Source organism: Proteiniphilum acetatigenes DSM 18083, from assembly GCF_000380985.1.
GTDB lineage: Bacteria > Bacteroidota > Bacteroidia > Bacteroidales > Dysgonomonadaceae > Proteiniphilum > Proteiniphilum acetatigenes.
Map to the genome: position 1 here is coordinate 37,493 of NZ_KB905705.1, position 13,500 is coordinate 50,992.

Consider the following 13,500-nt stretch of genomic DNA (forward strand, 5'->3'; position numbering starts at 1 on the left):
AATTATTTCATCTTATTATCTGCGACCTCCGCTACGTCCGCTACTTCCACTACTCCCACTGGAACTACGCCCGCTGCTACCGCCTCCTCCTAAAGAACCGGAAGAAGAACTACTTCTGCTGGGTGTGGAATAGGTAGAAGAACTCCTGGTCGTCGAACTGCTTCTCGACGGGGTTGAATAGTTGTCATTGCTCCGGCTGGGAGTGCTTTGATAAGAGCGCGACGGTGTTGTCGTACTTCTTTGATAAGTAGAACTGCTTCTTGAAGGAGTTACTGCATTTCTTTCGTAAGTCCTCGATGAACTTCTACCGCTGTTATATGTATCTGACGAGCGGGTAGATTGTGTAGTCCGGTCGATCGAACTTGACCTCGAGCCAGTAGTAGCCGAACGGTTGATTACCTGTCCATTTCTGGAATCATATACTCTGCCTGAGCTATCGACGATTCTTGTTCTTGGAGTAGTAGAGCTACTTCTGCTCACGCCGGCACTACTTCTTCCGGAAACTGCACTTCTAGAAGATGCAGTCGTAGTATTTCTTCCTGATACAGCGCTACGGGTACCACTTCTTGACGACCTGCCCGAGACATTTGCCATGGAGGCATCTCTATTGGTCGCAGCACTCCGTCTGTAAGTACTTCTTCCGGTACGGTTATGGGTCAGACTGCTGTAATATCCGTCATAAAAACCGTGATAGTAACCGCCACCACCCCAGTATCCGCCATAATACCATGGATCATACCAACCGCCATAATACCATGGGGAGTACCATCTGCTGTAGTACCACGGGCTATGCCAGCCGTAATACCAGGGGGAGTGCCACCTGCTATAATACCAGGGACTACCCCAGCCGTACCAGCCGCCATAGTACCACGGATCATACCAGGAGTCATACCAGGGATAATAGTAGGAGCCCCATCCCATACCGTAGTATATATTGGTGTTCCATCCGCGGTTGTTATAATTCTCATAGAGATCATCGCCCACATAGACAATCACCTCATCCGCACCGGTAATTTTAATGCTCGATTCCGGATCATGGAACCGGACGATCCGGTCGGTATATGCATACTCTTCATAATTATTCTGATCCTGTTCATTGACAGTATCGGCTACTGATTCGTTACTGTTACCGCGACGATTATATTCATCGACATCCCTGCCGTTGGCCGTCACCTCCATGTTCGAAGCATCACCCTGCACGATCACCACTTTTTTCTTTTGTGGCTCTTCGGCTTTCTTCTGAACCTTTACCGGCTCTTTTTGAGTAGGATCAGCATAAATATCATCCCATTCCTGGGCGAAACCGAACAACGGTACAGCAACCAGCAAAACCGTTAGTAAGTTTTTTATAGTCTTCATAGTTTCTCCCTCTTTATATTTGTTTGTAAATAATTTTATCTGTCATCATCTATGACTCAGAAACTTCGGAAAAGTTTAAAAACAGCTGCACTAAAATGAGTCTATTTCGTCCCTTCCGAAGCACACTGATACACAAATATAGCAAATGTCTCACAATAAAGATGTATACAGTAATAAAACGCTGCACCCGTTTAGGTTAAAAAAACAAAACTGCCGGTTTGCTCAGACTGACATTTCCAGACCATCATATGCCAGAAAAACGTGTGACGGGAGTTCCTCCTCCACTTTGGCATGCGTACCGATTTCATGGCTCATATGTGTCAGATAAGCGGTTTTCGGTTTTATCTTGTCTATTATTTTCAATGCCTGATCCAAAGTTTGGTGTGAAATATGTTCTGTTTTCCTGAGTGCACTGACGACCAGCGTATCTACATCTTCCAGTTTCTTCAGTTCAGTTTCCTCCATCGTCTTTATATCAGTCAGGTATGCGAAATTCCGTATCCGGAATCCCAGGATAGGCAAGCTGTAATGCATTACCCGGATAGGGGTCACAGTAACTGTTCCTATTTGAAAATCCTTGTCGGCACTGATCCGCCTGACGATAAGATTGGGTACTCCACTATATTTATATTCTGCAAAACAGTAGGGTAATCTCTCTCTGAGAGCCTTTTCCAGACGTTGCTCCATATAGAGGTCTACTGGTCCGAAAACAGAGAACGGTCGTAAATCATCAATTCCTCCCACGTGATCATAATGCTCATGTGTAAGGAGGATACCATCTATTTTTTCGAGCGGGAAAGGTAGCATCTGCTGTCTGAAGTCGGGCGAGCAGTCGATCATAAGCATTTTGTCATCAATCTCGATCCTCACCGATGTGCGGAGTCGCCTGTCCCTCGGGTCAGCCGAATTGCAGACTTCACATCTGCACCCGATTTGCGGGACACCGGTGGAGGTACCCGTACCCAGAAATCTCACTTTCATATGACAAGTTTAAGAAAAAAGCCGCCTCATTCTCTGAAATGGGCAGCTTTCGATTTGTATATTATATCAATTCAATACAAAGCAGGAGTGAATATAAAGTGTAAAAGTTAGAAGATCAATATTCCCTTTCCAAAATCCAAAGATCGTTGAAAGGCACTCCATAGGTTCTTCTCAGATATTCCGTATCACCTTTGGCCGAATAAGTGCGGTATATCTCATCGCGTCTGGCTGCTGCTTGTGTCTTATCATCATAGCTGGCAACGATCACGCGATACATCCCTTGTTCGTTCTGTGCCAGGATTACCGAATGTCCTTCATTCTCCATACGGTTTTTCAATGATTCAGCGTTCAACTTCACACTCAGTGAGGCGATCACCACACTAAATTTCTTCAATCCCGCGGCATCGGTCGGATAAACCGGTTCCACCTTCTCTTTTCTTACGGAAACCTCTACAGGAGGAAGGGGACTGGCATCTTTTACCACTGTAGTGGGCTGAGATGCAGTTTGTTGCATTTCTCTTTCTTTGGCTGCTTCATACACTTGTTTATAAGCGCTTTGTTTGGGTTTGCAGGATACCCCGATAAGCAGCAGGGTTACTAAAACCAATGCGTAATGGAATTTTTTCATGCCTGTTCACTTTATTAAATAGTTCAATTACATTTAGACTATTTCTGTGCTCGGCATAATCAAAGCAAGCTTTGTTTCTGCTCTTGCTTAACGAAATAGTTCATTTTTCAAATCAACTCGCCATTCGTGTATAATTTTGTATTATAACGAAATCTTACAGCAAAGATAATAAAGATGCCTATGATTGCATCTTTGTGTGTGTGAAAATAAATTAAATCACTCCTCTGACAGACGCTTTAACCGGATAGGTTTGGTAGGGATGTTGAAGGTCTCTCCCTGTTCAATGGTAACGATGACCACCGTATCCCTGAAGTTCGCCTGCGGATCGGGAACAAAGTGTACTTCCCAATCGCCCTCGTTTAACCCTATAAACTGGAACATAAGCATTTGGTCGCCGAGGTTCTCCCTCTCGGGAATGGAGAGAAAAGTATCCTTTTCCTGTATGACTTTCACGTATGGATTGGCTTCAAGAGGCGCCACATAGCCCCGCAATTTTCCACCAAAGACCTCGGGAAAAGCTCTTGCCACCGGATAGAGATAATTGTCACCCTCTTCCGTCTTCACTACAGAAAGGGCGGCATTGAGGTCGATAACCATACTGGAGATAGTGTTGAGCCGCATTTCCATTTTCACAGCATCAATAATCACACCTTCTTCCAGTTCAGAGGGAATATACAACGGTATGATCGAGTCGGTATTGGTTTGTAGCATATTATCATCTCCAAATACCAATTTGATTTGCTGTAATTCCCTGCCTGCAGGTACATATTGATCTACCAATTGCACTGTTTTTCCATTCCTTAGCTTGAGAATGTCATACCTGCTTCCGGAAAAGTCAAGGGTGAGCCACTCCCCTTCCTCACTGGTAGTATCTACCAGAAAAACTGATACCTCCCTGATATCTACATAAAATTCCTTTATTACTAATGAAGTAGCATCCGTCAATTTGAGACGCAGACGTGAAGCATTGACGCTGGGATCCTCACTATCACATGCCTGCCATGAAAATAAAAGCACTGTGATGAGCAGAATATATCGAAAAGGCCTGTAGCGCATATTGTCAACTCCTCTTTAATGATACATGAACCACAAAATTACACAAATCCCCATCGCATAGCCACAAAAAACAATTAATTTTCATGAATTTCCCAAAAACAAATCGTTTTCATATCTGTTATACTAATGTGGAAAGGTGAAAAGGTGGAAAAGTAAATTTCTTGACGTCTTTACTTCCTGGACTTCTTCACTTCTAAGTTCTTAATTATAAGTTCTTAATTCTCAATACAAACAATCTTATGAAGAAAACTAACACATTCCTCTTTTTTATTTCTTTTCTGATAATCTTTTTTGCGACGGCATGCAATCAACAGCATAAAAAGAATGAAGGGAACAACGTTTCCCAATCTGAAACCGAAAATTCAGATACTCCACAGCAGCAATCCCCCGAAGAGTTATTCGACCGTTTGTTGGCTTCCTTCGGCGACGATTGGATGGAAAGGGAAGCCGATCCCACTCTCTATCCCGAATATTACGGCGGGGCTTTCATCAATAACAACGGCATGTTTGTAGTTGCGGTAACCGGGAACCGGGAGGAACACAAAAAACGTCTGACAGAGATCCTCGGAACAGATAACTTTAATGTGGAGACCGTACAATATTCCTACCGCCAGATGATGCGGGTGATGGACAGTATAGACGCTTTTCTGATGAATAACACTATCCCTGAAGATCATCCACTGATGAATCGTTTTGCCGGTGCCTATCCCGACGTGATGGAAAATCGGGTAAAAGTGCTCCTGACGAAAGTTGACGATACTACCATCCGGCTCTTCCAGAAAGACGTAGTGAACTCTCCCCTGGTGATTTTCGAACAGGGTGACCTGCCGGATTTAATGTAAAAAAGTATAGCCTGAAAATTTCACCAAAATCAAAATAATCAGATGGGATCTCGTATATAACTGTCTGTTTATTTCAAGATATTTATACTTGTTGAGATTTACGAGAAAGGCCAACTGAAAGATGGCAAGTTGAAAGAAATCGCCTCGAGGTTGGATGAAGACGACAATCCGGTGATTATGCTGGTAAAGCAAAAGAAATAATAGAGATAACACGTAAAAGAAGTAGCCCTATTAATAAAACAGTCCAACCACCTTTGCAAAAGGCAGTTGGGCTGATATTTTTTTATTGTAAACAATTATTATTGCTGACAGAGACAGGAGACCAGATTCCGGTCGCCATAAGCATTATCCACACGGGCTACATTGACCCAGAACTTGTTCTCGGCCACGAACGGCAGCGGGTAAGCAGCTTTAGTACGAGGATAAGCATGCTTCCAGTCGTCGGCAGTGATCTCATATTGGGGGTGCGGCGCATTCACCAGCACATTATCCTCCGCCGAATATTCACCACGCGAAACCTCTATGATCTCTTCGTGGATCTGGTTCATCACAGACACGAAACGATCCAACTCGGCCAGGCTCTCACTTTCAGTTGGTTCTATCATCAGTGTACCATGCACGGGGAAAGAGAGCGTAGGGGCATGATAACCGTAATCGATCAGACGCTTGGCGATATCGGTCTCGGTAATGCCTGATACCTCTTTCAGGCCGCGGCACTCAAGGATAAGTTCATGCCCTACTCTTCCTCTGGCACCACGATATACAATACCATAAGAGTCCTTCAGTTTCTCCGCCACATAATTAGCACTAAGGATAGCGGCTTCAGTAGCTTCTTTCAGTCCTTCAGCTCCCATCATACGGATATAGGCATAGGTGATTTCTGTCACACCCGCACTGCCGTAAGCTGCTCCCGAAACAGTGTTCTTGTCAGTCGACATAGTCACCGGATGTCCGGGCAGAAAAGGTACAAGGTGTTCGGCCACGCAGATAGGCCCTACACCGGGTCCTCCTCCTCCATGAGGAATGGCGAACGTTTTATGCAGGTTGAGATGGCACACATCGGCGCCGATAGTACCGGGATTAGTCAATCCCACCTGTGCATTCATATTGGCGCCGTCCATATAGACCTGTCCGCCCGCTTCGTGTATCAGACGGCACATCTCCCTGATTTCCGTCTCGAAGATGCCGTGCGTCGACGGATAGGTGATCATATAGGCTGCCAGGTCGTCTTTGTACTGATCTACTTTGGCCCGCAGATCATCCATATCCACATTCCCGTTAGCATCACTGGCAACCGTCACCGGCTTAAATCCGGCCTGTACTGCACTGGCGGGATTGGTTCCATGCGCCGATGCGGGGATCAACACCACCTTGCGATGCCCCTCGCCATTGCTTTCGAGGTAGCTGGCAATGGTGATCAGTCCGGCATATTCACCTGCCGCTCCCGAATTGGGTTGAAGGCTGGTGGCGGCGAATCCTGTGATCTCAGCCAGCATCTCTTCCAGTTCACTGATCATCTGCGTATATCCTGCCACCTGTTCTAACGGTGCGAAGGGGTGGATGCGCTGAAAGCCGGCAAGTCCCAACGGCAACAATTCAGAAGCCGCATTCAGCTTCATGGTACATGAGCCGAGAGAGATCATGGAATGCGCCAGCGAGATATCTTTCCGTTCGAGCCGCTTGATATAACGCATCAGTTCCGTTTCAGTATGATAGCTGTTGAAAGTGGGATGAGTAAGGAAATCGGATTTCCTGAGTTGTGACTCTTTCAAGGTGCTCTTTGCGGGTAACTCTTCGAGCAGGTAAACCTTCGAACTGCCTGCTGTCATGGCGAATGCGGCCAGCAGTTCATGTACCCGGTAAGGATTGGTAGTTTCATCGATACTGATCCCTACCTCGCCGCTTTCGAAGTAACGCAGGTTGATACTGCGAATTTCGGTATTATCACGGATATCCTGTACCGATATACCCTCGGGCAGACGGATCTTGAGCGTATCAAAATAGCTGCTGTTTAATTGCTTATAACCCATCTCCTTCAATTCCTCACTTACATGGGAGGCGATGGAGTGAATGCGGCGGGCAATATTTTTGAGTCCTTCCGGTCCATGGTAGACGGCGTAGAAGGAAGACATAGTAGCCAGCAGAGCCTGCGCCGTACAGATATTGGAAGTGGCTTTTTCACGTTTGATATGCTGTTCACGCGTCTGTAACGCCATGCGAAGCGCCTCCCTGCCATAGGCATCTTTGGAGATGCCGATGATACGCCCCGGTATGAAGCGTTTGTACTCATCGCGGGTGGCAAAGAATGCGGCGGACGGTCCTCCGTAGAACATAGGGATACCGAAACGCTGGCTGCTTCCGAAAGCAATGTCGGCACCCCATTCACCCGGAGGAATAAGTAATGTGAGCGCCATCAGATCGGTGGCTACAGCCACTTTGCACTCAATCTTGTGTGCCCTTTCAGTGAAGTCAGTATAATCCTCTGCATTTCCGTCGCTATTGGGATATTGAATGATAGCGCCAAAAAAGGGTTTATCGAAAGTGACAGTTTTATAATCACCAACAACTACTTCTATTCCTGCATAATACATCCTTGTCTTAAGCACCGCTAATGTTTGAGGAAAGATGTTCTCATCCACAAACAGCGTTTCCACCCCGTTTTTCACCTGCTCACGGCTGCGCAACCCATACATCATCGTGGCTGCTTCGGCAGCCGCAGTAGCTTCATCCAACAACGAACTATTAGCCAGCGGCAATGCGGTAAGTTCGCTTACTACCGTTTGAAAGTTAAGCAATGCCTCCAGCCGTCCCTGTGATATCTCGGCCTGATAGGGTGTATAAGAGGTATACCATACCGGATTTTCAAAGACATTCCGGTAAATCACTGCAGGAGTAACGGTATCATACCAACCCATACCGATATAAGAAGTGTAGATGTTATTCAGTGATGCAATATGAGCAATCTCTTCAGCATACTCATGTTCCGACAATGCCCTGGGTAAAGAAAGAGGCTCTGTCAAACGGATATCTGAAGGAATTGTCTGATCGATCAGTTTATCCATTGAAGAGAGGTCGATTGCTTCGAGCATTTTCTGTTTATCAGCCTCGGTAATACCGATATGTCGGTTTTTAAATTGTTCCATTTTTATCATAACGCGCACTAGGGGTAAATTTCTTATTATTGATCTTTTTTCTCTTCAGGACACGTGGAAAAATTCCACGTAAAAAAATCGGCCGGGGGATACATTGCACAAACCGACTATAATCTTATTGCCCGACGAAAGGGTTATTCTTTTTTTCAAATCCGATGGTAGTGACAGGACCGTGTCCGGAATAGACCAACGTACTGTTGGGTAGGGTAAACATCTTGGTTTCAATACTGTTTACCAGATCCTCATAGCTTCCCCGCGGCAGGTCTGTTCTTCCCACGCCGGCATAAAAGAGCAGGTCTCCGCCGAATATACAACCCTCCGCTTCGTGATAGAATACTACACTGCCGGGCGAATGGCCCGGAGTATGAAACACTTTCAGCGATTGGTTCCCGAAAGTGATTGTATCGCCTTCGTTCAGATAATTACCGATCTCCGGCCTAAAATCGGCGTTACCGCCCGGCAATCCGAATACCTGCATCTGGGCGGCTATATCTTCCAACAGGAAGAGATCGTCGGGATGGCATTGCACCTTAAGCCCGTATTGAGAGGCGAGCAGATTGATCCCAAATATATGATCAAAATGCAGGTGAGTATTCAACAGATGTTTTACCTTAAAGTTATTGTCGATCAAATAACTGAGTAACAACTCTTTTTCATCGGGATAAAAAGGGGCGGGATCAATTACGACACACTCCCTGGTCTCGTCAGACAACACGTATGTGTTTACTCCCAACGGATTGAATTCAAATGTTTTTATATTCATTTTGCTACAGTCTTATCGGGAAAGAATCAGTACCTTTTCCCGTGGTATTTTCATTTATCACAAAAATAACGCTTTCTTTTGGATTTACAGAAAATCGCGAGGAATCATTCAATTACATTAGTCGTTTTGAGTCGCCTTCACTCCCCGATTGTTAATTCCTACAGTGCCAAAGTTCAATTCAACTTAACGGGACATACACCAATTTTTTTGTCTGGAAAAACGGTTCGGAAAAGTAATCCGACAGAGAAACCAACTCCGCGACCTGTCGGAAAGGATGCAACTCCGCCGTAAGATCTCCCCCTTTCAGACAGATAATTCCATTAGGCAAGGCGTTCATCTGTTCCGATGAAATATTTTTACGTGTGATCCTGACAAGTTCGGGCAGCGGCATCACCGCCCGGCTCACAATAAAGTGGAATTTCCTTTTTTCATCCTCCACACGTGCGTGCACTGTTTCTATATTCTTCAACCCCACCGCTTCGGAGATCTCTTTTGCGACCTTCACTTTCTTGCCGATACTGTCAAGCAGTACGAACTGTACATCGGGAAAGAAAATGGCCAGTGGGATACCCGGAAATCCACCTCCCGTACCCACATCCATAATGGCAGAACCCGGAGTAAAACGGATATACCGGGCAATAGCCAGAGAGTGCAGCACGTGATGCGGATAGAGATTATGGATATCCTTGCGGGAGATTACATTGATTTTGGCATTCCAGTCGGTATAAAGATCGGACAGTGCTTCGAACTGCTGCTTCTGCTGTGCAGTAAGCGACGGAAAATAGGTTTCGATACTCTTCACTATAAATCGGCTAATTTAGCGGCAATACTGTTCTCCCTCAACAAGGGGAATATCATCTCGTAAGGGATAAACACCTGCGGTGCATCCAATTGGTAAGCCGAATATTCACCCTTGTTGTAGGTATAAATAATCCCTTTATCGGTCAGTAAAAAGTTTTGGTTAGGCACAATCTCACGCACCCCGAAGAAACCGATATCTTCCAGTTCTTCCACGCTTTCCGCGCCTGTCTGTTCCAGTAAAGATGCGATAATAAGACGCTGAAGAGCTGTATCGTATCCGGCATTAAAGATATCATTCTCGGTGACTTGTCTGCCTGTATTCAGATTCAGTACATAATTGCGGTAGGAGTCGTAAGATGCTGCTCCTCCCTTGTTATTGGATTGTTTCACCTGGAATGCAAGGACTCCGTGATGATTGTATACAATGGAATCGGAGAGACTTTCGTAGTAGGAATAGAAAAAATCTTCGGTATAATGTTCGCTGTCGGCGACATCGATACCTGTGATGAGATTGTTAAGCTCCCGGATTTCATCCGCACTTTCCCGGTAGGTTTGTGCATCGGCAGTGTAGTTTTCGATGTAATTCCGTACATAAGCCTGTATAGCATCAGGCGGCGCCAAAGTATCATACGGTGCACCGAACGTATTCCGGATAAAGAATTGCTGTAATATATCCAGATTCATTTTACCGCTGCTGACGGGATAAATAAAATCCACCTCTATATTACAATAAGGATTTGCCGTATCCCCGTCGAGATGGTGCCGGGCAACCAGACTGATAGTATCGAACTCAACGTTATTCTCCGCTCTGAACATGCTCCTGCCCCCCTGCTGGTTGCAGGAGATGAAAAACAGCAATGCAACCAGGGATAGCAAGACAGCTAATATTCTATGATACACCCCCATAACGAAAGACTTTAAAAATAACAGGTACAAAAATACATATTTTATCGGGAATACCCCTTGCCGGCTTCTACTTTTTACAAATAAATGAGGATACGGGCTATCCGTATCCTCATTTATACGTCGAAAATTCATCTATCCTAAAAATTTCGACTATCAATAAGTGTGTCCGTCGGACTCCAGATCGTCCAGGTTCAGTTTCTTTTTCTCCAGCGCTCTCCATGCATAGAATATGTAGGCAATCACGAACGGCACAAGAAGCGAAACTACCGCCATCGCCGAAAGCGTAAAATAGCTCGATGAAGAGTTTTGCAGGGTAAGTGAACTCTGCGGATCTACCGAAGAAGGATAATAAGCGGTATTGTTATAACCGGCTACGAGCAGGAGCATGGTCACGGTCACAATAGTACCTGCACCGGCGAACCAGATTCCTTTTTTAAAGCCCGCATTGAAAACTGTATTGAAAATACCATACAGAACGGCCAATACTCCCAGCACAAAGAGTACCAGTACAATCGGCATATCGATGAAATTATGAAGGTATTTCATCTTCTCCATATATATCACTTTTGTTTCAGGATTCACAGCATAGCCTTCAGCGACCAGCGTCCAGATCAAAAAGACGAGGAAGAAAACCACAAAAGGTATTCCGTTATATAGGGTAAATTTACGGGATCTGTTTTCGAGTACCTCATGATCGAGCCGGCTCACAAAGAAGAGGCTTGCCATGGTACGGGCAAGGAAGAGTATTGCCAACCCGAGACTCAGATTTCTCACATTTGCCAATAACTCAAGCCCGTGAAGCGGATTCTGCCACTGGCTGATGGTAAAGCCTGAGGTACCCAGCCCGGCAATATTCCCTTTGCCGACTGTAAATTCCGATCCGGTAAAGAAAGAGGCTACCACCACGCCCAGCAGGAAGGTAGCCAGTACACCATTGAGAAACAGGAACGCGCGATAGGTTTTCGGGCCGAAAATATTCCCCGGCTTGGACTGGTATTCGTAGGATATAGCTTGTAATACAAAACAGAACAGCAAAATCATCCATGCCCAGTAAGCACCTCCGAAGCTGGTCGAGTAAAACAGGGGAAACGACGCAAAGAAGGCGCCTCCGAAAACAACCAGCGTAGTAAAGGTATATTCCCATTTGCGTCCGAGCGCATTGATAAGAAGTTTCTTCTCCTCTTCTTTCCTCGCGAGAGAGTTCAACATGGACTGGCCCCCCTGTACAAAAAGCAGGAATACCAGTATTCCGCCAAGAAGCGACATTACAAACCACCAGTATTTCTGTAGAAAGTCGTAAGTTATCATTGTTTTTATCTTTTAGTCTGTTTAAACCATGTAATAAGATCAGGCTTCTTCTCCGGGAACAGGATCCGGCCCTTTTTTGATCTGTTTTACCATAATAGCCACCTCTGCGATCAACATTCCCGTAAACAATACCGTGAAAATGATAAATGTAGTAATAATATTGCCGGCAGATATTGCGGATGCAGCCATCTGTACCGGGAGGATATCCTGGATAGTCCATGGCTGTCGTCCTACTTCCGCCACTATCCATCCTGCCTGACCGGCGATAAAGGGCAGGGGTATGCTCCACAGCGCTACATATTGCAGCCATTTCGTGTCACGCAAATCTTTCTTATAGATGAAATAGAGCACAATCGTAAAAAATAAAATAGAATAGAGTCCTATTATCACCATAATGCGGAAACTATAGAAAGTAAGGGGCACGTCCGGGATCAGGTCTTCCCCGGTTTCAAGATAACCGTACCCGAAATGTGCGTAATTTTCCTTGAGGATGGCTTCGTGATTGGCGGCATCGGCGTCACGTCCTTCCGCCTTTGCCGTCTGGTAATCGGCCAGCGCCTGGAGGGCAACCTTCCCGCGGGCTTTCCTCTCTTCAAAGGAGAGGGCAGTAGCGCCGTCCTGAAGCGTATAACCTCCATCCACAAGGTCTTTGATTCCTGGCACGAACGCGTTCATGTTCCTGTATCCCAGGAACGACAATAGTTTGGGTATCTCCAGCTTAAAGATAAAGGGATCCACATCATCGTCATGATCCTGTTTAGCCGGGTTCAGCATTCCTATCGCTACCAATCCGGCACCCTCTTTCCCTTCATAGAGGCCTTCCATTGCAGCCAGTTTCATTGGTTGTTTCTGTGACACCTCATAAGCCGAGCCATCACCGGTAACTGCCAGCATTACAAAAGCAACCAGCCCGACTATGGTACCGACCTTTACACTTTTCAGGGCAAAATCTATATGTCTCTTTTTCAGCAGGTACCAGGCAGAGACACCCACCACAAAACCGGCTCCGATAGCCCAACTGGAATAGATGGCATGCAGGAATTTATTATATGCCACAGGAGAAAGCACCACAGCCCAGAAATCGACCATTTCATTCCGTACCGTCTCGGGGTTGAACTCCATCCCGACAGGGTATTGCATCCAGGCGTTGGCGACCAGGATCCAGAAAGCAGATAAAGTAGCACCGGTAAACACTAACCAGGTAGAGGCAAGGTGCACTTTCTTGCTCACCCTGTTCCATCCGAAAAACATGACGGAAATAAATGTGGCTTCCATAAAAAATGCAAGGATCCCTTCAATGGCGAGGGGAGCACCGAAAATATCACCCACGAACCAACTGTAGTTCGACCAGTTGGTACCGAACTGAAACTCCAGGATAATACCTGTAGCGACACCGATCGCAAAGTTGATACCGAAGATCTTTTGCCAGAACTTGGTGACATTTTTCCATTTTACATCTCCCGTCCTCACGTACATGGTTTCCATGAGGGCCATAATAAGCGCCAGCCCAATAGTGAGCGGGACAAATATCCAGTGATAGCCGGCAGTGAGAGCGAATTGTGCTCTCGACCAATTGACTGTAGACACACTTAATAGATCCATAAATTTTGAATATTTAATCTTGGTTATTCCATTGACAGCGCCTGCTCGTAGCATTCACAACACATCTACGGCGCTTTTTGTGATTTTTAAATGAATAAGCTT

General features: G+C 45.7%; 11 protein-coding genes. 1 reads left to right on the plus strand and 10 read right to left on the minus strand.

All coding sequences use genetic code 11. From position 1 onward, the window contains the following. Positions 1–15: 15 nt before the first annotated feature. The 4 genes from F597_RS0116440 to F597_RS0116455 all read right to left on the minus strand — a co-directional run bounded on the left by F597_RS0116440 (position 16) and on the right by F597_RS0116455 (position 4,024). Positions 16–1,359: a hypothetical protein gene (locus F597_RS0116440; protein ID WP_026327554.1), complete on the minus strand. Its 1,344-nt coding sequence runs from the start codon at positions 1,357–1,359 to the stop codon at positions 16–18. A gap of 222 nt (positions 1,360–1,581) precedes the next feature. Then, positions 1,582–2,340 carry an MBL fold metallo-hydrolase gene (locus F597_RS0116445; RefSeq protein WP_019540859.1) on the minus strand — a complete coding sequence of 253 codons (759 nt, stop codon included), beginning with the start codon at positions 2,338–2,340 and terminating at the stop codon, positions 1,582–1,584. 115 nt (positions 2,341–2,455) lie between these two features. Then, positions 2,456–2,968 carry an SPOR domain-containing protein gene (locus F597_RS0116450; RefSeq protein WP_019540860.1) on the minus strand — a complete coding sequence of 171 codons (513 nt, stop codon included), beginning with the start codon at positions 2,966–2,968 and terminating at the stop codon, positions 2,456–2,458. Positions 2,969–3,184: 216 nt separating this feature from the next. Beyond that, positions 3,185–4,024, minus strand: coding sequence for a DUF4382 domain-containing protein (locus F597_RS0116455; RefSeq protein WP_019540861.1), 840 nt, complete (start codon positions 4,022–4,024; stop codon positions 3,185–3,187). A 239-nt stretch (positions 4,025–4,263) separates the two neighbouring features. On the opposite strand from F597_RS0116455, the gene F597_RS0116460 reads away from it, so the two are divergent. Then, positions 4,264–4,866, plus strand: a complete 603-nt coding sequence (locus F597_RS0116460; protein ID WP_019540862.1) for a hypothetical protein — start codon at positions 4,264–4,266, stop codon at positions 4,864–4,866. Between the two features lie 299 nt (positions 4,867–5,165). Here F597_RS0116460 and gcvP read toward each other — a convergent pair whose 3' ends face one another. The 6 genes from gcvP to F597_RS0116490 all read right to left on the minus strand — a co-directional run bounded on the left by gcvP (position 5,166) and on the right by F597_RS0116490 (position 13,398). Next, positions 5,166–8,015, minus strand: a complete 2,850-nt coding sequence (gene gcvP / locus F597_RS0116465) for an aminomethyl-transferring glycine dehydrogenase (protein ID WP_026327555.1) — start codon at positions 8,013–8,015, stop codon at positions 5,166–5,168. Positions 8,016–8,133: 118 nt separating this feature from the next. Continuing rightward, entirely contained in the window at positions 8,134–8,781 is a 648-nt protein-coding gene (locus F597_RS0116470) for an MBL fold metallo-hydrolase (protein ID WP_019540864.1), read from the minus strand. 178 nt (positions 8,782–8,959) lie between these two features. Next, positions 8,960–9,583, minus strand: a complete 624-nt coding sequence (gene rsmG / locus F597_RS0116475) for a 16S rRNA (guanine(527)-N(7))-methyltransferase RsmG (protein ID WP_019540865.1) — start codon at positions 9,581–9,583, stop codon at positions 8,960–8,962. Then, positions 9,583–10,488, minus strand: a complete 906-nt coding sequence (locus tag F597_RS21070) for an RsiV family protein (protein WP_157279207.1) — start codon at positions 10,486–10,488, stop codon at positions 9,583–9,585. The genes rsmG and F597_RS21070 overlap by 1 nt, the downstream gene beginning before the upstream one ends. A 153-nt stretch (positions 10,489–10,641) precedes the next feature. Continuing rightward, positions 10,642–11,796: a cytochrome d ubiquinol oxidase subunit II gene (gene cydB, locus F597_RS0116485; protein ID WP_026327556.1), complete on the minus strand. Its 1,155-nt coding sequence runs from the start codon at positions 11,794–11,796 to the stop codon at positions 10,642–10,644. Between the two features lie 39 nt (positions 11,797–11,835). Continuing rightward, complete coding sequence (locus F597_RS0116490; protein WP_019540868.1) at positions 11,836–13,398, minus strand: cytochrome ubiquinol oxidase subunit I; 1,563 nt, start codon at positions 13,396–13,398, stop codon at positions 11,836–11,838. Positions 13,399–13,500 lie beyond the last annotated feature (102 nt).

Coding starts and splice junctions, on each gene's coding strand:
- F597_RS0116450 (WP_019540860.1), bottom strand. CDS start 2,968: ATGAAAAAATTCCATTACGCATTGGTTTTAGTAACCCTGCTGCTTATC.
- F597_RS0116455 (WP_019540861.1), bottom strand. CDS start 4,024: ATGCGCTACAGGCCTTTTCGATATATTCTGCTCATCACAGTGCTTTTA.
- F597_RS21070 (WP_157279207.1), bottom strand. CDS start 10,488: ATGGGGGTGTATCATAGAATATTAGCTGTCTTGCTATCCCTGGTTGCA.
- F597_RS0116470 (WP_019540864.1), bottom strand. CDS start 8,781: ATGAATATAAAAACATTTGAATTCAATCCGTTGGGAGTAAACACATAC.
- F597_RS0116460 (WP_019540862.1), top strand. CDS start 4,264: ATGAAGAAAACTAACACATTCCTCTTTTTTATTTCTTTTCTGATAATC.
- F597_RS0116440 (WP_026327554.1), bottom strand. CDS start 1,359: ATGAAGACTATAAAAAACTTACTAACGGTTTTGCTGGTTGCTGTACCG.
- cydB (WP_026327556.1), bottom strand. CDS start 11,796: ATGATAACTTACGACTTTCTACAGAAATACTGGTGGTTTGTAATGTCG.
- F597_RS0116445 (WP_019540859.1), bottom strand. CDS start 2,340: ATGAAAGTGAGATTTCTGGGTACGGGTACCTCCACCGGTGTCCCGCAA.
- F597_RS0116490 (WP_019540868.1), bottom strand. CDS start 13,398: ATGGATCTATTAAGTGTGTCTACAGTCAATTGGTCGAGAGCACAATTC.